Below are 22822 nucleotides of genomic sequence, written 5' to 3'. Positions count from 1 at the left end.
ATTCAATTTTCATTATCATTTTTATCTAATTGATCTTGAACATATTTTAACAAAGTCTTTTTACTTTCGCTATCTTTATTTAAATTATCGAGTTGTTGTTGTAGCAAAGCATTTTCCTGCTCGATTAGATTATGCTCCCGATCAGAAAGTAACTGGTTAGATTCTTGCTCGTCTTCATATTGATTTCCTAACAAAATTATGAATAGTAATGCAGTACTTATCGCCCAAAATCCGCCTTTTGCAGAAAATAAAGTAATCCAATCATAGAGGGGACTATACAGCAATTTGGATATATAGACACACATGATGACGAAAATACCTATCACCATGGACCAAATCGTTATTTTACTCTTGGAGGAGTTAGGTTTTATGAGAAGGAGCCACTCGCTTAAAGCCGTCGTAACTATCGAAAAAATTGATCCAAATAATAGTATCGTTTTTGTAATCGATAAATTAGGTACAAACTCTAATACAAATATTAACGTAGTAAAAATAACCGCTAAAACAACACTAATCATCTGTGTAATTCTCAAATTTCTTTTCTTCATAATTTCCCCTCCCCTCAAATAATACTAACCGTTTGATTCATTATACACTTACTCTACATATTTTTCTAAACACACGTCCTATGCATAAAAGAGCCGATGTTCCCATCAGCTCCGCTTTTGTTAATTATTCGATACTACAAATTTAACCCATTATTTAGCCCTAAAACTAAGTACAAAATTAATTAAAAATTAATCCCTTTTCAAGTCTGCAAAAGCATCAACTGATTCTTTGAACTCATTCTTCCATTTATGCAGCGTCACTTCACTCACATGTAGCTCATTAGCAATGTATGTCCATGATTCACGTTCACCATAATGCAATCGCAACATCTCGATCCGTTCCGTATCCAAACCTTCAAGCCAAGTTTTGATTACAAACTTCTTATGCTCTAGTGAAATTATTGCGGGATCAATCTCATGACTGATCATCATAGATTCAACTACGTTTGATTGTTTGTTCTGTGCTCGACCTCCGCCGATATTCTCATCAATATCATGGCGAGCAGCTAACATCATCTTACGCAATTCAATCTTCTTGTCTAAGTCACCCCTAAAGTACCCTTGCAACAATTTGTCTACTTTATCAGCCACAACCTACGCCCTCCATGATAAAATAAAGTTACTAGATTTATTACACATGGCGCTGACTTCGGTTGGCGCTTTTTTATTTGTACACAACAAGCCCAAATTCATCACCGGCTCGCTCTGCAAATTTAACAAAGGCTTCTTGAATTATTTGATAGCCTCTTGAACTCGAATATCCGCTTTTTTCATATATCTGATTCCAAGTTAGCTTTTCAATGTACCTATACTTCATGAACTTTGCTTCATTACCACCCAAGTTTTCAATTAATTCAGCAACCATACGCAATTCATCCTTAGCGTCGACTCTTGCAACCATTCCATTATCATCAGAACCTACACCATGTTGAGAATGGACACCGTCCATTGTTACTGATTTAATAGACGTCCTAGCGATATTCTCTAGCCTCGAAACCCTTACATCGAAGTATTGCCTGACAGTCGCAATTGTTTCCTTTTCATCAATCTCCGGTAACGTCATCATTACTCTGCCTCCATCTTTACAACTCTAAAAACATAATCTGCCACGTCTACTTTCTTTCCTTGTTCACGTTGCCTGTTGATCTCGCACATAACCATATCAATCGAGATCGCTCGCTTCTGTTTAGTCGTGGTCATCTTCTACCACCTCATTCCACTGCTTACCAAACCGCCAATAGCTGACCAATACCCAAACTATTTCAAACAACCATATCAATGGCAGTACCAATATCCACATTAGAAATCTTTCCTATCTACATCTTCGTAATATACTTCATCAAGTCCGTTGTACCTTGCATCTTCCAAGTTCAATACTCCTTCTTTAAATAACTCTCTAACAAAATCACGCTTTAAAGCTTTGTTTCTGGTACTCCATGCAATAGTTGAATCATCAGTCCAAGTCATTATTCGCTTACCACTTGGCTCATAGACTTGTCGCCAATACTTACCGTCTAATTTTCGGACAATATATTCATATTTACTCATTGGCCATCAATCGCTTTCTAGCGCTCTCAGCCTGTTTACGAGTTGAGAAAGTAAGCACGCCATCCTGATTGGTCTTACGCCATGATCCAACAACTGTATAAACTTCATTCTTGCCGTTAATCAAAACATATCCATTCCCGCTTTGGACAATTCTTATCTCCATACTTATATCCTTACTTCGTACAAAATTTGATTTACCTAATAAATAATCAGTTGTAACCCCAAATACATCAGCAATTGCTATCAATGTTTCTATCTTAGGATCACGTTTACCGGACTCATAATACGTTATGGAAACTGACGAAACCTCTTTATTGAGTCGATCGGTAACTTCGAATGCCAAGTCCTGAAGTGTCATACTACGCTTCTGTCTTAGCTCCCTTATTCTCATTAACTCCATTTCAAAACAGGCTCACAGTCTTTTCACCCTCGGCTGTTTTATATTATTGCTTAATTAACACTGCTGTTTAATTATTTAAACCTAACCTTGAGCTATATAAACACCTGTTAAATAACCCTTCTTACCATAAACTAACTTCTTGCTCATCCTTTATGATCTCGATACGAACTTTATCCGCTAAATCTGGATCAGCTTTCTTAAACGCTTTCCAATTAAGATACCCACGAGCTTTAGCTTCACCCTTTAATCGTTCATTAAACTCATTCATTCTGTATATCCTCGTAGTTTGATATGCTCCTTCAAGCTGATAACTTCATCTGCTTTATCAATTAGCTTCTCGGCCATTGATTTAATCCTCTCGACCCTTTCAGGATCAAGCCCTTTGATGTCAATTTGAAGCGTATCAACCTCGGCATATAGTTCAGACAAAGCTTCTTCTTGCTGTTCTTCAGTCATTAACTACCTACTTCCAAATCTCTATACTGATAGCACGTTGAAAATTTGTACGCTTGTAACTATGCTTCTCAACTATCTGTGCATCATCAAAACCAAACACAACTTGCATAGCGTCTAATGTTGGCTTTTCCATGTTATCCAAATCTTTTGTTGACCGCTTATTCTGCTTCAAGTTAGTCTGATAAAAAACGATGCTAACCATTAACTCATCTTCTGGATCAAACGTTGCTTTAATCTTTTCTTGAATATCATCTAACGCTTCAATTAAAGCGTCTTTATAGGTGTGGTATTTCTTACCTCGATAAACGACACCAGTTTTAGTGTTGTGATTCAAATCGTTACCACTACCAAAATCAACATCTAATGCAATCAAACCTGAGAAAACCTTTTTGCCATAAAACGGTTTGAATGTATTACTCACATCTAACTTATTATTTAATCGTGTAAATTCTTGTTTTAGGAAATTTACCAAGCCTTTTATCACGTTGTTATCCATAAAATCTCACAAATTATCAATGTATGGTGTGCAGGGTATAGTGTATGGTAAAAACCGGTTTAACCCTTGGCAATATAAGATTTATGGCATTGTGTAGAGTAATCCATTTCTATTTATACTTATATTACTTTTTTACTTTTTAATAATGTTGAAGATAAAGAAGTAAAAACTATACATAAGATACACAAACCCTTGATACATAGGCAAACAACTATACACTTACCTTACACAAATCCATACACATACCCTTCACTCAATCGACCATATACCGATTACCAGAACCGCTTCTTTTTTTACTATGCCATTGCGTCATTTTTCTACCAAATGCTGTCTCACTCATAGGCTTATCATCCGGCCCAAAATCATACATCACATCATAGAACTCAACGTAAGTATCGTACAAATGTTTAGCTGAATACTCACCAGGTTTTAGCGTGTCATGCCAAGCTATAAATGGATCAACCGCCACCATATCATCAACTATGTTGTTCTCGATCTGCCAGTTTGTTTTTACAGCCTCTTGATATTGTTCTATGGCATAAGTCGCCAATCGTGGAATTTCTTCTTGAAGCATGTTTTCAGGAAATAACGTGTTTCTCTTGTTGATTTCAGTCGCATTACCATCTGCCGCTGGTGCAATCGTTTTGACGATATGCAATCGCCTTTTAATTGCTCCGGCATTGTTGAAGATTGGCATTTCATTGACGTTGATAATCATCTTGGCTGTAATCTTAAACTCCGCCCCATCAACGCCCTTTCGTTCAATCGGCGAAAGTCCGCCACCAGTAACAGATTTAAGCACATCATCCTCTTTGAATCGAACTCGGGTGGCGTCATCGTCAATCATGACAGCCTTATCAACGAACTTAGCAGTCTCAAACCTCGCGTTGTTACCTTGCAAGTTTTTGAGTTTGAATGCACCCACTCGTTTCGTTCCAAACATTGCCTCAGTAATCTTAGTTATGAAGTATGTTTTACCCGTTCCTCCAATTGGATCAAGTAAAAACAATGCACCTTGCTTCCATTCCATATTTGCTTGAAAGGCATACCCAAGCCAAGCCCAAACGAATTTAGCATTTTCACCAAACATGTATTTGGTATAAGCAACCCAAGTGTCAGGTGTCTTGTTGGCGTCCGGTTCAAAATCAAATCCACCGATTACATTCAGTTCTTTCTTGGGCTTAAAGAAATTATTCTGTTTAATGTTCAATGTCCAACCTTTAAAAGCGATGTAATTCTCTTTCACAGAATTATCAAAACCAGCTGAGAAACTTTGAATGTAAGTTTTAACATCACGCTGTAACTCTCGCTTCTTGTTGTTCGATATCTTCAGACGATCAGTAATATTGATAATTGTTACATCAATCATGTTGAAAACTTGTTTAACCGGAATTTGCGCCCAGTATGATCCATTCCACACGTATCCCCAATCATCTTTAACCGCGAGGTTGTCATACTTGATTAGCCACTCCGCAAAATCAATTACTGAACTGATTGTGTACTTGATTGTTTTGCCTTTATTCTTAATTTCAAAATCAAGCCAAGGTAGACTATAGGTAAATTCCAATGACATTGTTTCTAAATCATCATCATTATGTGGAATTCTAACCTTGCGAAAATCTTGTACTGAACGCAATTCAAGTTCATCTGCCATTAATTACGCTCCCTTCAATAATCGCTTTGTCTTACTTAAAATATCTTTCTCTGGATTATCAAGTTGCTGAGCAATGCCTGCATTATAAAAAGCTTTCAACAAATCATTTTCATCTATTCCATTGAATGCAGTCTTAACTGCTCCGATTACCTTGATTAAGTTGTTATCTCGAACGCCTTTATAAAATCCAACTTGATGTTTTGATACATAAGACGAGATGAAACTTGTTAGATTCTCCTCGTTAGCCTCATCAAACGTAATAAATCCATTTTGTACACCTGTTACCAAAACGAATGAACTCTCGTGATACTCTGCTTTAACTTTGTATCTGAATCGATCCTCAACGTCCCATGGTACAATCGAACCCTTTTGTTGGATCGGAAGTCCCATTAATCGTGAAACGGTCTTAGAGGCGGTTATATCGATGCCATAGCTCAATAGATTAAATTCATGCTTCATTTGCTGATTCAGCCTAGCAAATAATAGAATCAATTCATCAACTGCATCTGATAGAACACTTGGATGAATCGGCTCAGCCAGTGGAATAAACAATCGTGAAGCATTTAAATGCCCTCCGTTCCAAATTCCTGATGGTGTTAGCCACAAATACATTTCAACCTTGCTAATCGTCAGCGCTTCATAAAATGCTAACTGTAACTCCTGAAAGTCTGAAACAACATCTAAATCAAAAACGATTCCTTGAACATCTACGATGTTCTCGCGATTACGTTCTAAGCCATTTTTCAATGTGCTAGGTGTGAAATATTGCGCTTGGTACTTTTTAAAGTATTCAACATCTTCAACTTTCTCATGTTCATAGGTCAATGATTCCAGATACTCAATCACATCTAACTCTTCTATTAGGTCATACGAACCGTGCACGCCACTCTTTTTGAATGCATACATAATTAGTTGTTGCCAAATGGATCGCCTGTAGTTGGCCCGAAGATGTCGTTAATTTCTTTGTCAGAAATAGGTTGTGCACCATTGAATGGATCATTTCCTGCTTGCGGTGCTACTGATGGTCGAGGTGAATTCAAGTCAGGTTCTGAAGCTGGCATCACTTTTCCAAACCCTGCAATTCGTGGGTTGTAGTGTAACTTACCTTCATTGTCAGTCGACTTCTCAAACTCATTAACTTCAACTGCAAACTTTGCTTGCTTCAATTTCTCCATGAAATCGTTGTTAGAAATATCAACTGTTACTCCAGCAAAATTTCCACCGGTTGCGGTCAGCATGGCGTTAATTTCACGATAACGGAACGGACGATCACTTTTTCCAAAGTCATCCATGAAGTTGTGCATAATTGTTGCACCCTTTTCTGTTCCATCTTGAACTTCAAATTGCACTGTCCGCATGTCCCAACCGTTTCGAGTTTGCTTAGCGTCACGAATATCTGAAATCATCACGTTATATTTTCCAGCATAACCAAGTCCCTTAGATGCCATTGCGATATCTGCTGAGTCAAAAGTAAAAGCCATAATTATTTATCTCCATTTTCTTGTGTGTTAGTAATAAGTTCATCTGCTCGAATCAAAGTTCGATCGTCAAGACGGTTCTTCGAGTGATTCCCACTCTCAGTATCTAAATCTATCCACCGTTGACCATCCTTTTTGTAGATCCGTCCAACAATGTCAAAGGGCGCTGTAAACGCATTGAACGTTTTCTCATTCATGTCAGCTTGAAATCGTCCCTCTTCGGTAAGCCCGCCAGCTCCATTGTCCACTTGGTGTGCTGTCGCAATTACGGTTAGCCCCGTTGCTCGTAGCCACATACCAAGATTTCTAAACCAGAGTTGTAGCTTCTGATAATTTTGTCGTCCATCCTTACTTGCTCCATCAATGTTTTCCAACACCCAATTTTGCAAAGCGGTTATGTTATCAAGCATGATCACTTGATGATTTCCCATCAGTTCGCCCTCAGATGTATAAATCATTTTCTGAAGCCATGCCATAACTAGTTTCTGCATCTGTGGTGCATCGTTGTCTTCAAAAGCAAACACGTCAACATCATCTGTATCAGCTAGTGCGTTAGTTGATCCGTCAAAACTAAACAGCAATTTCTTGCCTTCAAACTGCCTGACCAATGATGTCTTACCTGTACCACCGTCTCCATAGATGAAATACAGGTCTCCAATCTTAGGTATCTCACCCGCTTTATAGGTTTTCATCAATATTGTTCCTTCCGATTATTTGCAATAAGTTGCAACGTGAAATCTACAATTCCCTGTAATTCATTGTTTACCTGGTTGATGTCATAACCTCTTAAGTGCATTGAACCAATACCAGCGACAGAGTCATAAACTTTCTCAGACTTGTATTCAATGTCAGTTTTAGCCATTGTTAATCCTCCGAATATAAACGTTTTGCAACAAGCTTGGCTCGATTAACCAATTGATCAGCATACATCTCCATTACTGCTACTTGCTGTTCCAAAGCGTCACGTTCTGCAGTCGTTTTAAATGGAATTGTTGCCAGGGCAACTTTGGCATTTGAAATGGTGCTATATAGTTCCATGTGCTCATGGCGTAATTTACCAAGCAATTCTTTATCGTTCTTCATTTCATACTCCTAATTTTTTACTTTGTGACAATCTGCCCTCCGTGATAAACTTAAAGGGTAGATTTCATTCAACGGTTATTTACTTTGCGCACTCGTGGTTGCCGCCACTTGTGTGCTTTTTTGTTCTTCAACGTAATAGACTGGCTTATGATTCTCCACGTATAGAAAAGCTAAGCCTGAGATTCCAATTACTACCACTACAGCTAGGGCCATAAATGTATTCGTTATTAACATAAGATCACCTCTTGTTAAGTTTGAAATATCGTTCTGCATCGCTACGCCTGAATTGAGATTTCTTAATACCAATATCAGGAACCTCACGCATGAACAGTGGTGTATAACGATAATTATTTGTAAACGTATCAGGGCTAACCCCAAGAATATGAACTGCCACTTCTGCAACTGTCATAACAGGAAACCCACGATCAACAATATCCGTCATTTTTTTAGTCATAACCTCAACCTCCTAATAAACAATCCAGTTGTCACCAGAATAACCTACGTAATTAAAAACTTTATTCAATCGATCAAATGCAGCACGACCATGTGTATTTCCATTAATGAGATTTGAAAATGTTTGTTCAGAAACACCGATCTCTTTAACAAGTCGCTTGCGTCCTTCACTAGAACGACCGTAGCCATTTAGTCGTAAGTAACTACCAAATGCTTCAATTGCTTCGTTCATTGCTTTCTTAGCTTCTACCATTGGCATATAATCGTCTCCTTTCTTATTGTAATTTTTGTTATAATTTTATTGGTGTTCCAACACACCAAACCAAGAGTTATAGGAGGCCTTCTATCATGAAAGCCGTTTTGTAATTCGCCCGTTGTTGAATTAACAGAGTAGGTTTTTAAATGTAATGTTTGATAATCAGTAACTTGTTACTTGAGACACAATTCGTACGTACGATTAATCATTCCCTACAGACGTTAGTTTTCTATTCGGGGCAGTGTTTGATGATTGCACTTAACAGATAGAGATATAACCGAAATTTATATAACAACCTAAATACCATCATCAGGAAGACGTCATTCGGGGCGTCTTTTTTTAGAAATTGCATTAAAAATACAACTAGTTATAATTAACTTTATAAGTTGAATTAGAAATGCGAAGTATTTTGCATCTCTGCATTTAAAAGTCAGTTGGAGTGGATACCAATTGGCTTTTTATTTTCTCCTTTCTTAATGTAATTTTTCAGGTAATTCTTGCATTATTTTTACAATGATTGTAAAATAAAAACATGCTAAATAGCACAAACAAACCCGCCATATTAACGTCTCTCGCCAAAGTTACATTAGATATTGCCTGTTTTTTTGTTGCAACTATTACCTGATGAATCAACTATAACAATCATTGTAAAAATAGTCAACAAAAAATAACAACGATTGTAAAATTTACTATTAATTATTCTAAGGAATTTAAAATGACATTATTTGAGAGAACCAGAGATACAGCTAAAGAACGGGGTTACAATCTTCAAACTACCGCTAAGAAAGCCGGACTATCGAATAACGCTATATATAACTGGAAGAGCGTAACTCCTAGCCACGTATCATTAAAGGCAGTAGCAGACGTTTTGAACGTCTCAGTTGACTACCTACTTGGAAATACAGACGAAAAAAATCCCCGTCCGGCTAAGAACGAGGAAAATATTGTTGATTTAGACAAAGCATTATCAGAGGAAGGTATGGCTATGTTTGATGGTCAACCTTTATCAGAGGATTATAAAAAAGCATTACTCGCCATGCTCAAGACAATGAGAGGTGAATAATGCATACTGACTTAATTGATTATCTAGGTTTCGTTGCCACACGGAATGGCATTAGTGTGCAGTATATAGAAGGAAAGAAATCAGATCCTGATGTTGCCTTTGTTCTAAATAAAGTCATTAACATGAATCCTAATTATGACTCAAAGTTTAGTGTCGATTTTAGGCTTGCTCATGAGATTTCTCATATTCTTTGGAGTAAGCCAACGTTTCTTTACGCATTTTCCCCTTATATGAAAAACCGCGAAGAACGAGATGCACATTTCAATGCCGTAAAATTAATAGCCAAGTATATCTATCAAGAAGTTCCTCTTGAGTATCGTAACTACATTAACTTTATGGATGAATTTGGTCTCCCCTCTCATTTTGAATACATGGTCAAAGAGGCTATCGAGTCTATTTAATTTAACTATATTTGTGATTTATTGAACACTTTTATAAATATGTTAAACAACATAATAATTACTTAACGAATACGTGCAAACATGATTCACGTTAAAAGCTTAGGAGTAATTATCAGTGAAAAAATATACATTAATTTTTTTTGCAATGGGAATAATTGTAAGTGGATTATTAATTAATAACCTGTCCACATCTGTTAGTGCTAATTCAAAGTCTGCCACCAAAAGTTATCAAAAAAAGATTGATAAACTAAACTTGACAGATAAATCAGTGTCTACCGCAAAAAAATCTATCAAAAAAACTTGGAAATTGAGAAAAGCTCAAATTAGTGTCGTTGATAATTCTGATAAAGAAATTTCAAATAACACTGACCTTAATAATAAACAAGTGATTTCATCAACGTTTACTTTAAATAAAAAAAATAAAATAACTACCATTATACTAAAGACTAATAACGAGGTTTATAAAAGCCTTAATGATCGTCGCGAACAAGAGTTACGTTCATTAAATAACTGGTATAAAAATAGTTATACCGAGGAACAAGCTAAATTATATAGCGAAGAAGGAAAAGACTACTATTCCACTAACTACGTCGTAAAGGAAACTGTTGTACATGGTTTTACCGTTGATGACGGCAACATAGTTGTTCAGATATCAAACAATCAATTATCAGCAGAAAAAGTAAAACAAAAAGATATTGCTAATTTTGGTATGAATGTAGTTTTACCCGATTACAAAGGTAACCTTAATATTTTTAAAAATGTAAATAAAGATGGCTCTTTAAAAGACGATGTCCTCTTGAATCCAATGAACTACTCAACATTAGTAAACTAAAAATCCACATCCCCTCGCCCTATGGCGTGGGATACATATACGTGCAAACATGATCCACGTTAAAAGCTTAGGAGTAATTTAATGGGTCTTAGGTATAGGAAAAGTATCAATTTGGGCGGGGGCGCCCGAATAAATCTTAGCAAATCGGGTGTTGGATGGAGTATCGGAGGAAAAGGATTCCGATACACAAAGAAAGCGAATGGTGGCACTAGAACCACAGCGTCTATTCCAGGGTCGGGAATATCTTATGTTAAAGATTCTTCAAATTCCACACCTACCAGTTCTAGTCGTTCAAGTAATCCGCAATCGGGTTATTACTCTAATAATAACAATCAAAATAATAATAACCGATGGTTCTGGATATTCGTTGGAATTATAGGCTTGATAGCTAGTTTTACGTTTGCAAGAACCAGCATTACTTTGGGTATCCTGTCACTTGTATTAACTATATACCTTTTTATAAATTCGTTAGTCTTGAAAAATAAAAACAAGCTAAAACCTCAATGGATGTTGATTACTTCCATAGTACTTATAGTCATGGGATCAACTGGATATGCAGCACAGCATCCTGAGAGCAAGGAAGAACCAACCTCGTACATATCTTCATCGAAAAATGATAAATCTACCTCTAAGCGCGCAGAAAGTGAATCAAGAGCCTCATCGATTTCTGCAGAAAAAGAAGCTTCTGAAAAAGCTTCTTCCGAGGCAGAAGCTAGCAGCCGTATGGCGTCAGAATCATTGTCTAGCTCAATGTCAGTTTCGAGCTCCATAGCGGAAAGTGCAAGAATTTCAGCATCGCAAAGTTCAGAACAAGCAGCTCAGGCGGCTCAAGTCGCTGCCAGTCAGACTGCCCAAACACAAGCCAACAATTCCACTGGTAACGGTGGCGGTGGAGTTGCTACTGGTAGCCATTGGGCAATAGAGGATGGATATACTTGGGCTACTCGTAAAGGGCATAGTCACATCATCGCTCCAGGTGGTACGTTGCCTCCCGGTTACCATTGGGAAGTCTCGCATTAACCAAAGAAATTCACATCCCCCTCACCTTGGGGTGCGGGATACATATACGTGCAAACATGATCCACGCTAAAAGCTTAGATATATGATGAGTGGGTTCATCATTAGGAGAGTTATTATGATTGAAGAAAATGGTAAGGTGGTTCCTGCAGAAGTTAAGGGGTGGAATTGGGGAGCTTTTATGTTCAACTGGATTTGGGGTATTGGAAATAAAACCTACCTACCTCTTTTGACACTAATCCCAATTTTTAATATCGTCTGGATTTTTATTGTTGGTGCTAAGGGTAATGAATGGGCTTGGCAAAAAGGCGATTATCAAGACGTTGAGACTTTCAACAAAGTACAAGCCACTTGGGGTCGTGCTGGATTGGTTCAATTTATCGTTATGATTGTTGGTATCATTCTTTACTTCCTTTTCATGGGCGCAATTTTTTCTATGATCTTTAATTCTTATAATTATTAAAATTCCCGCCGCTTGGCGGATACATACGTGCAAACATGATTCACGTTAAAAGCTTAAGAGTGGGTACTACTGGGTATGTTTCAATCTCCAATCAAACATCGGCTAAGCAATAAATTAATGCTATATCTCATATTTTTGACTATTTGGTTAATTCTATTTTTTTCTCAACTAGATCTTTATCCAAAGCATTTTACGAACGATATAAACTTATATCAAGTTTCTTGGTGGAACTATCTGAACGTGCATGGATTCCATGGAATTGCCAGCATTAATTCACAATTATATTCAATATTAGATGGACACAGACACTATGCTGACTATACTTCAATATGGTATTTCATAATAGTTTTATTCTCTAAAGTAGGTCTTTTCCCTCACATTCTTAGTGTAGCTGCATCTATAAAATATCTTGGTGCAATATTTACACTATCTTCTTCACTTTTTGCATACTTAATTGTCAAACACTTTCAGAAAAATGATTCCAACTGGAATGCAACACTTGCTGCAAGTCTAATAATGTTCACTCCTCCTTTTCTGGGAGATATTCTAAAAACTAACTTGCCTGATAGTTCATACATTTCACTTATTCTACTATCCTTATTATTGTTTCTTAAGGAGAAACATATCCTGTCATGGTTCCTATTTGGAGTAGCGATATACTTTAAAGCAATGGCTTTATATATCGCACCTCTATACATTTTCTACTACCTCTATACATTCAAGAAGAGTTCGATCATTGATAAACTATCACCATTATTCTCGTTTATCGGTCTTGTATTCGCGTCTCTACCAGGATATTTTGCAGGACTTAGCCTTTGGGAAAGCTCCTTTGGAACATTATTACAAAGAACATCTAGTACAATTGGTGCCGGTAATGGCTTTCTAAGTATTGTTGATGGCAAACAACCCTTTGTTAATTTTCCTGCGATTGTACCAGATAATGTCAGCAATTTTCAGACAATCAGTTTCTTATTGATGATAATACTTATCTTTCTTACGATTTTTCTCTTATTCCAAACCAACTCAATAAAGAACCTCACTTTATCGGCCATAGATCTAACTATAATATCTCCAATAATATTTTGGTTCTTTTTACCAGGACAGCATGAAAACTATTTTTCGTTGGCAGCTGTTTTCTCATTTTTAGCATTTTCGATTATGCCTATAAAAAAATATTTTATTCTTTTTGTTTCCCTAAATTTCTTACTCTGGGAATCTTTCCATTTTGTACCTAAAGCCTTATTTAATCCATATTGGTTCATTATTATAATGCTTTATTTGGTTTGGGAACTCCTCAGCCGCTCAGAGGTTCAAAGTAATGGGCAACTCATTGTGTAATATTTCTTTCTATTTATAAAAAACACATTCCCTCGCCCTATGGCGTGGAATACATATACGTGCAAACATGATTCACGTTAAAAGCTTTTATTCTAATTTTTTCGAGGCATTTAATCATGAGCAAATGGAGTATAGCAGGCTACATTCTCGTAGTCCTTGCCAATATTTCTGGGTTACTTTCACTCTTTACACCTGACTTCAGCAAAAGTGTAGATACACCAATATTATTAATAGGCATAATGATTATCTTACTGATACTTGCTGGATTTCTATTTGTTTTCAACAATGTACATTACTACATTGACTACACAGACTCAGAAGGACAGGATTCTAAGTTATAATATTAGGAGGAAGAAATGTTAACAAGAATAGACGATCATCGGAGATTTGTTTGGACTATAACTTCAAGCTGGACTTGCTTTATTTTGGCTGACATATGCGGTGTAGGCACCTTCTTTGCCCATCTAAGATTTAAACAGTTACGTATTGGGTACTTTGAACAGGAATATCTCGATTATTGTTATTCCGAAAAGAAGCAAGGTCACAACATAAAGTAAATTCTTTAAACTACGATCCCCCCTATTAAAAAGGAGAATCAGTTATGACACTTTTAACTTATTGCGGTTGGGCTAATGCTACAATTGCCGATATCTTTGGTACCGCTACTATAATCCTTTCAGGAGAAACTCTTTGGACTAAAACGATTGCTCAGACGTTTATTATTAGTTCTATTTTTTTAATTGCCAGTTTTATATGCTTTTTATTCAGAATTTTACAATTGGACAAAGAAATTCGATCTGAAGAGAAACTGTTATTTAATTTCCATCAAAAAAGGAAACAGAAACACATGACTGATGATGAGATCATTTAATTAACTATGCGCTTCACGTGCAAACATAATCCACGTTAAAAGCTTACCCCCACCCAAAATATGAGGAATTTATCATGAGCAAATGGAGCATCTACGGTTATATTTGTATAGTCATTGCTGATATTTCAGGCATGTCATCGATTCTAATATATGAAAGTATGGCAACTTACCCCCTTCTCACCCTATCGTCGGCCTATTTAATGATCTTGCTTTTTATCATCTCAATCATACTTTTTTACATGAGCAGCCGCTCTTCGTACATAGAGATTGGATCAGTTAGATTCAATTACTCTGAGGCTTTAAAAAAAGAAATAACTCGCGAACTAATTATGCAAAAGCAAAACCATATATCAATTAAAAAGTTAATTTAACACTGTAATCACGTGCAAACATGATCCACGTTAAAAGCTTCAAATCTAAGGAGAAAAATGGATACAAAAAAATCATTAAGAATTATCGCTAGTATCGCTTCTATTATGTCAGTACTTATGTATGTCTCATACATCCCACAAATTATTTCTAACCTTAATGGTGAACCAAGCAACCCAATTCAACCTCTAGTCGCTATGATAAACTGTATTTTTTGGACTATTCACGGTCTCTTTGGACTTGATGGTAAAACAAGAGATCGAGCTATTATCATTGCTAACGTTCCTGGTATCATCTTTGGATTTGCCGCAGCATTAACAGCTATCATATAACCTTTGCAACAACAACATTTGATAGCTTACTTTCATACTTCTTGACAACTCAAATAGTCATACATAATTCGATGAGAATCAATATTATGAAAGGCTTTAATATGAGCATCGAGAAATAAAAAATCCACATCCCCCGCCGGCAAGCTAAGTGATGTGGATCCCCTCTTTAAAAACAAACATTACTGCTCATTTCTGTTTATTAGTATAGCAGACCTGAGCATGTCTTTAAACTACTCAATTTTATAATAGAAAGGTTAAGTTTTAATTTATATGTCAATTAAACAAGAAGGTAAAACCTACACAGCAATAATCAGTTATAAGGTTGGTTCAAAATACAAAAGGAAAGTTAAGCGTGGCTTCCTTACCAAAAAGAGTGCACAACAATATGAAGCTCAAATGGTTACTAAACTAGCAGATGGATACACTCCTGACGCTTCAGAAATGTTGTTTGTTGACTATTATGACAAGTGGCTTGCAACGCACCTAAGCTATGGTCTAAAGCCTCAAACTATTGTTAATCATAAATGGACCCAGCAATATGTACATGAGCACCTAGAGGGCATTACATTAGAACAAATGGATCGTAACAGACTTCAGCAAGTCATTGATGAATACGGATTTAACCACAAGGCAAGTACAACCAAGCAAGTTGCACTTAGAATCGGTATGCCGCTAAAAGAAGCGTTTAATACCGGACTAATCCGTACCGATCCAACATACAAGATTAAGATAAATGGCGCTTCAAGCAAGAATGCTAGTCTGAAATTCTTAGAAGAAGAAGATTTAAACAACCTTTTAAACTTCATTGAAACCGAAGATATACCCGATCTCTATCACTTTGTCATCTATACCCTTGCCTTATCTGGCGCACGAGCTGGCGAAATCCTTGCACTGACATTTAAAGACATCAATAAAGCTGATAAGACCTTGCGTATTAATAAGACAAAAACAAATATTGCACCCCATCAATATACACAACCAAAGACTCGTTCTTCTATCCGGACCATCTCAATGCCTGAGCGATGGTTTACGCAATTGCAAAGAATCGAAGCTAACTACCCCAACCTTGATGAACATTTCTTTGGCGAAACAACAGACCAGTCTAATATTCTGCGTAGATTAAAAAAGTTATTGACAAAGATCGACGCAAAACAAATCACTCTACACGGACTAAGGCACACTCATGCAAGCTATCTAATTAACCACAACATAGACGTTGCTTATGTAAGTGAAAGATTAGGTCATTCAAATATCACAATTACTCAGAACACTTATTTCCATTTATTACAACAAACACGTGAATCTGAGGCAAATAAGGCAATCAATTTGTTTGATAAACGTTGATATATAGCGGTGCAAACTGGTGCAAATTTGGTGCAAAACTTTTTTTCTGGTGCAAATCGGTGCAAATATATTAAGTTTAACTAGTTATTTTATAGTCGCATTAGGTGGTATAAAAACAAACAAAAACCCTTATATATCAACGTAATCGCCAATACATAAGGGTTTTGATAGAATTAGGTTTACTTTAAACCATACTTCTTGTTAAACTTGTCAACCGCACCATCTGCTTGAGTAAACTTTTGCTTACCAGTGTAGAATGGGTGTGAGTCTGAAGTGATTTCAACACGGATCATTGGATAAGTCTCACCTTCAAATTCAACTGTCTCGTTTGAAGTACGAGTTGAACCTGACAAGAACTTAAAACCAGTTGTTGAATCAACGAATACCACTTGGTGGTAATCAGGATGCATATCTTTTTGCATTTTAGATCTCCTTAGCGCCCTGGCCTCTGTGGACCAGAGTCAGTTTATTTAACCTTATTATGTTACCATATTAAGGCTTTTTTTAATAGTCTGTAATTAATGATTTGCGCCTTTAGCAAATTCAGTATCATCCTCGGCCCGCAAGACCGCCATGAAGGCCTCTTGTGGTACATCAACCGTCCCAACCGACTTCATCCGCTTCTTACCACGCTTTTGCTTATCCAGCAATTTAGCACGTCGATCTGGATCACCGGTGTGAATCTTTGATGTAACATCTTTACGAAAGGCTTTGATTGTTGAACGTGCGATAATCTTTGCACCAATCGCTGCCTGCACCGGAATTTCAAAGTTTCGCCGTGGAATAATTTGTTTAAGCTTCGCCGTGATAATTCTTCCACGTTCCTGTGCAAAGTCTTTATGCACGATAAAGCTCAACGCATCAACCTTGTCCCCGTTTAATAAGACATCAATCTTAATCAAGTCCGACTTACGATAGCCTTCAACTTCATAGTCCAATGAGGCATAACCGCGAGTAGACGATTTTAGCTTATCGAAGAAATCAAAGATAATTTCAGACAATGGCATATGATATTTTACGTTGACTCGGTTGGCATCCAAATAATCCATCGTATCAAATTCGCCACGTTTGCGCTGTGCCAGCTCCATAACCGCCCCAACATAATCATTGGGTACAATAATTTGCGCGTGCACATATGGTTCTTCAATCCACTTGATTTGACCTGCATCCGGCATTTCTGATGGGTTAGCAACCTCAATCATTTCATCCTCTGCTTGATATGCATGATAGGTAACTGACGGCGCCGTAGTAATCAGTTCCATATCAAACTCACGCTCAAGCCGCTCTTGGATAACATCCATGTGCAACAAGCCTAAGAAACCAGTTCGGAACCCAAAGCCCAATGCTTGCGACGTTTCCGGTTCAAACTCAAGACTAGCATCGTTTAACTGCAGCTTTTCAAGCGCCTCGCGTAAATCGTTATACTTTGAATTATCAGTTGGATATAATCCAGAATACACCATCGGGGTCATTGGTTGATAACCTGGCAGCGGTTCTGCCGCCGGACGTTGCACATTGGTAATTGTGTCACCCGGACGCGCATCACGAATATTCTTAATCGAAGCTGCAATATAGCCAATATCACCTGCCATCAAATAATCCCGCTTAATGGCATGTGGTGAATTCACCCCAACTTCTGTAACTTCATACTCTGCTCCAGAGTTCATAAAACGAATTTTATCCCCTGGTTTAACAATTCCATGCTTAACCCGGACTGTCAGGATAACACCTCGATATGAGTCATAGGCCGAGTCAAAGATTAATGCTTGCAACGGTGCCTCAAGGTCACCTTCTGGCGCAGGAATCTTCGCAACAATCTGCTCGAGCAGTTCTGGAATTCCAATTCCCTTTTTAGCAGATGCCATTACTGCTTCGCTAGCGTCAATCCCAATCACATCTTCAATCTCAGTCCGAACCGCTTCAGGATCTGCGGCCGGTAAATCAATTTTATTGATAACTGGAAGCACTTCTAGATCATTCTCAATTGCTAAATAAACATTAGCTAAAGTTTGAGCTTCAACACCTTGCGCAGCATCTACCACTAAGATTGCTCCGTCGGCCGCTGCCAAAGAACGTGATACTTCATAAGAAAAATCGACGTGTCCAGGTGTATCAACTAAATGAAAGATATACGTTTCTCCATCATTCGCCTGATAATGTACCTCAACAGCATTCATCTTAATTGTAATCCCACGCTCACGTTCTAATTCCATCGTGTCAAGGAGTTGGTCTTGCATCTCACGTTCGGTCACCGTATGGGTTGCTTCTAAAATCCGATCGGAAATGGTCGACTTACCATGATCGATATGCGCAACAATGCTGAAATTGCGAATATGGCTTTGTCGCGCTTTCATTGTTTCTAAATTGTCCATCTATGCGCTCCTCTTCATAAAGTCTGTCCTAATCATTATACAGGTTGACAGCTCCTATTAATAGCATCCCCAATCAAAAATCCCAAGTACACTACTGATTGTCTGAAGAACTATCAACAATTTTCAAAATCACCTGTCCTTGACGTTTAATAAACATCCCCTGTAGATTTTGCAACAACAAAATAATCCAAGAAAAAGCAATTCCAAAAGAGACCAGTTCAAAAGCCGTTAACGATAGATAATGAATTCCCTGAAACAAAAATTCTGACAAAATCAAGCCGCCACCTAATAAATAGGAGGTCAGCAAAAATTCACGCGTCAGCGTTGGAATTAACCAACGAATACAAACGATCATAATCAAAATCCACAACCCCAACATCTGCGCCAAATTATCGTGGACAACATGCATCCAGCCTTGATAATTTGGAATTGCACCCACTCCACCAAGGGTAATCGCTGTTAGTGAGAAGAGGATTCTTAGAAAGAATAGGCGCCGTTGTTTAGAAAAACTAGCGTCTAACTCACTAAAGATATAATCAATCAAAGCCAGCATAATTAGTGCTGAGAAAATCAAGGTGAAGTTAAAAATCCAACTGTCACCCACGCCTTTTGTCCCTAAGTAGGAGAAGTTATGTTCCCACCAACCCGCGCTTCCATTGGTTATCATCGTGAACATGATTCCACAAACTAAAGTAGCAATCAATGCTGTGATGATCTGCGAGAAAGAAATCGTCTGAGCGACCGTAATAATACCAAAAGTTGCCACCGCTACAAACAATCCAACGATCACTGAAGCAGTGTAAATATCCAGACGTGCTCCTGCAAAAGCCGAGGTTACCGCCCACATTAGGAGCGATAAGCCGATAAAACTAATTACCGTATATGCCAAGGTCAAGGTCACTATGTTAAGCCAATGAACATTTAGTTGTCCCTTACGCTTAGCTTGGATTGCATAATAACCAAAACCAATGAAGGACAAACTTACACCAATGTAGATTGCAAGCTGTGTAATAGAATAGCCGCCCGTCATTTTAATTAGGTTCAGATTATTTGTACTGAAAATTATCAAAGAAATAATTGCCGCAATAATTGCACTGCCAATTGCAAAACGAATAGATCTTTGCTGCTTTTCTTCATTGACACGCTCTGCTCCCGAGAAGATTAATGCATTATTCTCGAAACGAGCATTTGTCTCAAACTCTCCAGTAGTCACCCCTAATTTTTCCACCAATTCTTCCGACAAATCTGCCGTGATTCTCATAATCATTCCCCCAAAAATAATTGCTGAATTAATAACAAATAAAAAGACTAAGACTAACTTACTAGTCTTAGTCACTGCATATACTAATTTAACGCTTAAAACATAAATATACAAGGAATTACCATACCTATCAAAAGCTGAATTTCTCAAAATAGATGTTTTCCTTAGCAACTCCCAACTGTCTTAACTCCCTTCGATTACTGATCATCATTACGTTCGGGCCACTTAGTAAATAATACTTATTGTTATCCACGTTCACCAAAAGCCTTTCTAACTCACGCACCGTAAAACGACCGACTTGAGTTTGATAAGTAAAACTTTCTGGGCATTCCAACTTTAACTGTGCCAGTTCATCCCTAAACACCAAATCTGATTCATGATGAACTGTCCATAACAAGTAAATTTGACGTCCTTGGTGTAAGTACTCGGTTGCTAAGCTCATCATCGGCGGAATCCCCGATCCACCAGCTAACAAAACTAATGGCTTTCCAGCACTCTCGTTTTCCACCATATTTCTCAGTGTTCCTGCCAAACCGATTATCTTAACGGTTTCTCCAATTTTTAGCGTCGGAACCTTACTGGTCCAATCACCATCTTTTCGAATCATTAATTCAATTAACCCGCTTTGATTGGCCACGTTTAAAATACTAAAGGGATGTGGTTCATGCATCCCACTTCGCTTTGGAAGACTGATGAAAATATAATCGCCAGACTGGTATTTCAATTTATGCGAGCGCCTTAGTTCAATTGAAATCTTTTGTGTTGTTGAACTTAAAGTTTCATTCAGTACAACACGCCCATGGATCCCCCGAAATACATTCCGATACTTCGTCCAAAAATAGCTACCAAATGCGATTAACGTATATAGGTAGAATAAGATCATAAAGGGTAATATTGAACTAATATAGTTGATTAGAATCACGTGTATAAAAACAAATCCTGTTGCAACAACATTCAAGCGATGCAGCCAAACCGAAACCTCATGGCGAAAGACCTTTTCTAATCGATCCTTTAGCAACTTAGCCCATCTAACACGATCCGTTAACCAGCCACCGAGGAAAAAAATCGAATAGATGGCTACCGCAATCAAAATATCAAGTGCTATATTACCAAACCATGCCACCCAACCATTTGAGCTACTCATAATTTTATGAACATACGCCAGTACAATTGCAGCAATTCCAATAATGCCATGCACAAAATACATTTCAGGCAAGCCAATGACTCGTTCAATCCAAGCTGGACGTGTTGCAATTAGCAGTTCAAATAACATCCAGACATAAGCGATAATTCCGAGATTAATTGCGAGGCTTTCAGAACTATATATTGTAGCCAAATTATCCGTCATTGTCTGAATTAACGGCAGTGGCAATACCAAAATCGTAACTAACCAAAATAAGCCTAACCAATAGCGATGCGTTTTGAGCATTTTAAATTACCTCTTCACCTGTTATGAAGCGCCGTTTAGCGTTTTGCGGTCCTAGCACCAAACCAGTCCCAGGCACATTGTCAAAATTCAGTCGAGTAAAATCACCTGCAACCAAAGCGGTTGCCCAGATATCAGCAATCGTTAGACTTTCTGTTAAGACTGTTGCCAAATGTGGATGGATTCTGCCACTTTGATATCGAATATGTTCACCACGCGCCTCAATGCCAGAGGTTGCCAATGCACCGTTTCTAAATGTATAACTTGCGACAACTTTATTTGGATCTGAAGGATCTTGAACACCAACATCCCATATCCAATCCTTAACTGCTGAATCTGTTAACAGTTGCATATCGCCACCACCATTAATTCCAACTGCACTTAGTTGATGCTGTCCAAGCAAGGGTTTTAATATATCCAGAACCATTCGCTCGATCGCCCACCCTTTGACAATCCCAATTGGATCAAAATCGGACCCCTGCCAGGCCTTAAACAAACCATTTGAGCTTTCTTCCGCTTGGCAAGCTAAGGCCCACACTATCATAAATGTCTCTGGCGCTTCTTCCAAACTTACCCGTCCTTGATTAAAGGCAGTCAAGAACGAGTCTTCCCTGAATGGTGAAAAAATTTGATCAACATTATCAAGATATCGACCAATTTTGGTCTGAGTCCGTTCCATCAACATTTGCGCTTCGCTTAATGGAAAGATCGTACTATCAAATACAAATTCGGTTGTGAAAGGAACATTAAACTTCCCCTGGCTACTCTTTAAAAGCGTAAACCGTCCACGCTGACTTATTTGCTCAATCATATTATTCACCCCGCATCATTAATTGCTGTTTTAAGTGATTCCGTAAAGGCTTCCCAAGTCTTGGTCGCCCCAGAGATATTTGAAAAACTTGCTGACTGACTCTTCACAGCACTAGCTTCGTAGGTTGGAATGGCGTTTTCATTAATGCTCTGTGTCTTCTGATTATCCGTTGGATATTTAATCGCCGTAACTTTTGAAATTTTGCCATTGGCAACGACAATTTGAACTTGAATATCGCCGAACTCATAGGAGCTATCACTCCCAGTATACGTTCCGTCTTTCAACGTTTCACCACTAGTGCTACTACTTTGCACTAGTGGTACTAACTGTGTTGTCAGTTGAACTTGAAGTTGTTGATCCCGTCGTATCCGCCTTGCTAGTATGAAAAAACAAAAAATACCCATCTAAGATTGCCGCTACGGCAACTGTTATTGAAATCATCAATGCAATCATCTTCTTCATAAGATCAACCTCACTTTGTTTTTTTGTTAGCTTAAAACTCGAACCTTAAAACAAAGAAAGGAATCCATACTTTATCAATATTTATTAT

Annotated in this window: 34 protein-coding genes and 1 pseudogene; 10 read left to right on the top strand and 25 right to left on the bottom strand. The window is 37.7% G+C overall.

Features of this window, described 5'->3' with window-relative positions:
• Positions 1-2: 2 nt before the first annotated feature.
• The 18 genes from ESZ50_RS07960 to ESZ50_RS07895 all read right to left on the bottom strand — a co-directional run bounded on the left by ESZ50_RS07960 (position 3) and on the right by ESZ50_RS07895 (position 8375).
• On the bottom strand, positions 3-548 hold the full coding sequence (locus ESZ50_RS07960) for a hypothetical protein (protein WP_148623039.1): 546 nt from the start codon (positions 546-548) through the stop codon (positions 3-5).
• Between the two features lie 189 nt (positions 549-737).
• The gene (locus tag ESZ50_RS07955) at positions 738-1139 is read right to left on the bottom strand and encodes a DUF722 domain-containing protein (protein WP_148623038.1); all 402 of its coding nucleotides are present in this window, start codon (positions 1137-1139) and stop codon (positions 738-740) included.
• Positions 1140-1212: 73 nt separating this feature from the next.
• Positions 1213-1614, bottom strand: coding sequence for an ArpU family phage packaging/lysis transcriptional regulator (locus tag ESZ50_RS07950; protein ID WP_148623037.1), 402 nt, complete (start codon positions 1612-1614; stop codon positions 1213-1215).
• Positions 1614-1748, bottom strand: coding sequence for a hypothetical protein (locus ESZ50_RS11925; RefSeq protein WP_281282885.1), 135 nt, complete (start codon positions 1746-1748; stop codon positions 1614-1616). The genes ESZ50_RS07950 and ESZ50_RS11925 overlap by 1 nt, the downstream gene beginning before the upstream one ends.
• A 99-nt stretch (positions 1749-1847) precedes the next feature.
• Positions 1848-2096 carry a hypothetical protein gene (locus ESZ50_RS07945; protein WP_148623036.1) on the bottom strand — a complete coding sequence of 83 codons (249 nt, stop codon included), beginning with the start codon at positions 2094-2096 and terminating at the stop codon, positions 1848-1850.
• The gene (locus ESZ50_RS07940; protein ID WP_281282886.1) at positions 2089-2487 is read right to left on the bottom strand and encodes a helix-turn-helix domain-containing protein; all 399 of its coding nucleotides are present in this window, start codon (positions 2485-2487) and stop codon (positions 2089-2091) included. The genes ESZ50_RS07945 and ESZ50_RS07940 overlap by 8 nt, the downstream gene beginning before the upstream one ends.
• Before the next feature lie 130 nt (positions 2488-2617).
• Positions 2618-2764: a hypothetical protein gene (locus ESZ50_RS11720; protein WP_187387587.1), complete on the bottom strand. Its 147-nt coding sequence runs from the start codon at positions 2762-2764 to the stop codon at positions 2618-2620.
• Positions 2761-2952 (bottom strand): hypothetical protein, encoded by a 192-nt coding sequence (locus ESZ50_RS07935; RefSeq protein ID WP_148623034.1) that lies wholly within the window; start codon positions 2950-2952, stop codon positions 2761-2763. Before ESZ50_RS07935 ends, ESZ50_RS11720 begins: the two co-directional genes overlap by 4 nt.
• A gap of 7 nt (positions 2953-2959) precedes the next feature.
• On the bottom strand, positions 2960-3448 hold the full coding sequence (locus ESZ50_RS07930) for a RusA family crossover junction endodeoxyribonuclease (protein ID WP_148623033.1): 489 nt from the start codon (positions 3446-3448) through the stop codon (positions 2960-2962).
• Between the two features lie 253 nt (positions 3449-3701).
• Positions 3702-5102, bottom strand: coding sequence for a DUF5906 domain-containing protein (locus ESZ50_RS07925; RefSeq protein ID WP_148623032.1), 1401 nt, complete (start codon positions 5100-5102; stop codon positions 3702-3704).
• Positions 5103-5105: 3 nt separating this feature from the next.
• Positions 5106-6008 (bottom strand): hypothetical protein, encoded by a 903-nt coding sequence (locus ESZ50_RS07920; RefSeq protein WP_148623031.1) that lies wholly within the window; start codon positions 6006-6008, stop codon positions 5106-5108.
• Between the two features lie 2 nt (positions 6009-6010).
• The gene (locus ESZ50_RS07915) at positions 6011-6583 is read right to left on the bottom strand and encodes a DUF669 domain-containing protein (protein ID WP_148623030.1); all 573 of its coding nucleotides are present in this window, start codon (positions 6581-6583) and stop codon (positions 6011-6013) included.
• A gap of 2 nt (positions 6584-6585) precedes the next feature.
• Complete coding sequence (locus ESZ50_RS07910) at positions 6586-7272, bottom strand: AAA family ATPase (RefSeq protein WP_148623029.1); 687 nt, start codon at positions 7270-7272, stop codon at positions 6586-6588.
• Positions 7272-7442, bottom strand: a complete 171-nt coding sequence (locus tag ESZ50_RS11715; RefSeq protein ID WP_187387586.1) for a hypothetical protein — start codon at positions 7440-7442, stop codon at positions 7272-7274. The genes ESZ50_RS07910 and ESZ50_RS11715 overlap by 1 nt, the downstream gene beginning before the upstream one ends.
• Positions 7443-7444: 2 nt before the next feature.
• The gene (locus tag ESZ50_RS07905; RefSeq protein WP_148623028.1) at positions 7445-7663 is read right to left on the bottom strand and encodes a crAss001_48 related protein; all 219 of its coding nucleotides are present in this window, start codon (positions 7661-7663) and stop codon (positions 7445-7447) included.
• A 75-nt stretch (positions 7664-7738) separates the two neighbouring features.
• Positions 7739-7897 (bottom strand): hypothetical protein, encoded by a 159-nt coding sequence (locus tag ESZ50_RS11710; protein ID WP_187387585.1) that lies wholly within the window; start codon positions 7895-7897, stop codon positions 7739-7741.
• A gap of 4 nt (positions 7898-7901) precedes the next feature.
• Complete coding sequence (locus tag ESZ50_RS07900; protein WP_148623027.1) at positions 7902-8117, bottom strand: hypothetical protein; 216 nt, start codon at positions 8115-8117, stop codon at positions 7902-7904.
• 12 nt (positions 8118-8129) lie between these two features.
• Positions 8130-8375 (bottom strand): hypothetical protein, encoded by a 246-nt coding sequence (locus ESZ50_RS07895; RefSeq protein ID WP_148623026.1) that lies wholly within the window; start codon positions 8373-8375, stop codon positions 8130-8132.
• 712 nt (positions 8376-9087) lie between these two features.
• On the opposite strand from ESZ50_RS07895, the gene ESZ50_RS07890 reads away from it, so the two are divergent.
• The 10 genes and pseudogenes from ESZ50_RS07890 to ESZ50_RS07850 all read left to right on the top strand — a co-directional run bounded on the left by ESZ50_RS07890 (position 9088) and on the right by ESZ50_RS07850 (position 16402).
• Positions 9088-9435, top strand: coding sequence for a helix-turn-helix domain-containing protein (locus ESZ50_RS07890; RefSeq protein ID WP_148623025.1), 348 nt, complete (start codon positions 9088-9090; stop codon positions 9433-9435).
• On the top strand, positions 9435-9836 hold the full coding sequence (locus ESZ50_RS07885) for a hypothetical protein (RefSeq protein ID WP_148623024.1): 402 nt from the start codon (positions 9435-9437) through the stop codon (positions 9834-9836). Before ESZ50_RS07890 ends, ESZ50_RS07885 begins: the two co-directional genes overlap by 1 nt.
• A gap of 115 nt (positions 9837-9951) precedes the next feature.
• Positions 9952-10668, top strand: a complete 717-nt coding sequence (locus tag ESZ50_RS07880; protein WP_148623023.1) for a hypothetical protein — start codon at positions 9952-9954, stop codon at positions 10666-10668.
• 81 nt (positions 10669-10749) lie between these two features.
• Positions 10750-10905, top strand: a pseudogene (locus ESZ50_RS11980) (DUF4236 domain-containing protein); the annotation flags it as partial.
• 300 nt (positions 10906-11205) lie between these two features.
• On the top strand, positions 11206-11688 hold the full coding sequence (locus ESZ50_RS11835; RefSeq protein WP_246111531.1) for a hypothetical protein: 483 nt from the start codon (positions 11206-11208) through the stop codon (positions 11686-11688).
• A gap of 118 nt (positions 11689-11806) precedes the next feature.
• On the top strand, positions 11807-12148 hold the full coding sequence (locus ESZ50_RS07870; protein ID WP_148623064.1) for a ribonuclease G: 342 nt from the start codon (positions 11807-11809) through the stop codon (positions 12146-12148).
• Between the two features lie 240 nt (positions 12149-12388).
• The gene (locus ESZ50_RS07865; RefSeq protein WP_222860800.1) at positions 12389-13486 is read left to right on the top strand and encodes a hypothetical protein; all 1098 of its coding nucleotides are present in this window, start codon (positions 12389-12391) and stop codon (positions 13484-13486) included.
• Positions 13487-14087: 601 nt separating this feature from the next.
• Positions 14088-14357: a hypothetical protein gene (locus ESZ50_RS07860; protein WP_148623020.1), complete on the top strand. Its 270-nt coding sequence runs from the start codon at positions 14088-14090 to the stop codon at positions 14355-14357.
• Positions 14358-14785: 428 nt separating this feature from the next.
• Positions 14786-15058: a SemiSWEET family transporter gene (locus tag ESZ50_RS07855; RefSeq protein ID WP_148623019.1), complete on the top strand. Its 273-nt coding sequence runs from the start codon at positions 14786-14788 to the stop codon at positions 15056-15058.
• Between the two features lie 270 nt (positions 15059-15328).
• A complete protein-coding gene (locus ESZ50_RS07850) occupies positions 15329-16402 on the top strand; it encodes a site-specific integrase (RefSeq protein ID WP_148623018.1) in 1074 nt (357 codons plus the stop codon).
• Between the two features lie 179 nt (positions 16403-16581).
• Here the strand turns inward: ESZ50_RS07850 and ESZ50_RS07845 are convergent, their stop codons facing one another.
• From ESZ50_RS07845 to ESZ50_RS11705, 7 genes are all read right to left on the bottom strand, one after another.
• Complete coding sequence (locus tag ESZ50_RS07845) at positions 16582-16824, bottom strand: type B 50S ribosomal protein L31 (RefSeq protein ID WP_148623017.1); 243 nt, start codon at positions 16822-16824, stop codon at positions 16582-16584.
• Positions 16825-16920: 96 nt separating this feature from the next.
• Positions 16921-18774: a translation elongation factor 4 gene (gene lepA / locus ESZ50_RS07840; protein WP_148623016.1), complete on the bottom strand. Its 1854-nt coding sequence runs from the start codon at positions 18772-18774 to the stop codon at positions 16921-16923.
• Positions 18775-18865: 91 nt separating this feature from the next.
• On the bottom strand, positions 18866-20035 hold the full coding sequence (locus ESZ50_RS07835) for a DUF998 domain-containing protein (RefSeq protein WP_148623015.1): 1170 nt from the start codon (positions 20033-20035) through the stop codon (positions 18866-18868).
• A 130-nt stretch (positions 20036-20165) separates the two neighbouring features.
• A complete protein-coding gene (locus ESZ50_RS07830; protein ID WP_148623014.1) occupies positions 20166-21464 on the bottom strand; it encodes an FAD-binding oxidoreductase in 1299 nt (432 codons plus the stop codon).
• Position 21465: 1 nt separating this feature from the next.
• The gene (locus ESZ50_RS07825; protein WP_148623013.1) at positions 21466-22272 is read right to left on the bottom strand and encodes an FAD:protein FMN transferase; all 807 of its coding nucleotides are present in this window, start codon (positions 22270-22272) and stop codon (positions 21466-21468) included.
• Between the two features lie 5 nt (positions 22273-22277).
• The gene (locus ESZ50_RS07820; protein WP_187387583.1) at positions 22278-22586 is read right to left on the bottom strand and encodes an FMN-binding protein; all 309 of its coding nucleotides are present in this window, start codon (positions 22584-22586) and stop codon (positions 22278-22280) included.
• A complete protein-coding gene (locus tag ESZ50_RS11705; RefSeq protein WP_187387582.1) occupies positions 22576-22734 on the bottom strand; it encodes a hypothetical protein in 159 nt (52 codons plus the stop codon). The genes ESZ50_RS07820 and ESZ50_RS11705 overlap by 11 nt, the downstream gene beginning before the upstream one ends.
• Between the last annotated feature and the right edge of the window lie 88 nt (positions 22735-22822).

This window comes from Weissella muntiaci (assembly GCF_008107635.1).
GTDB lineage: Bacteria > Bacillota > Bacilli > Lactobacillales > Lactobacillaceae > Weissella > Weissella muntiaci.
This window is presented reverse-complemented; position numbering and strand designations above follow the sequence as displayed.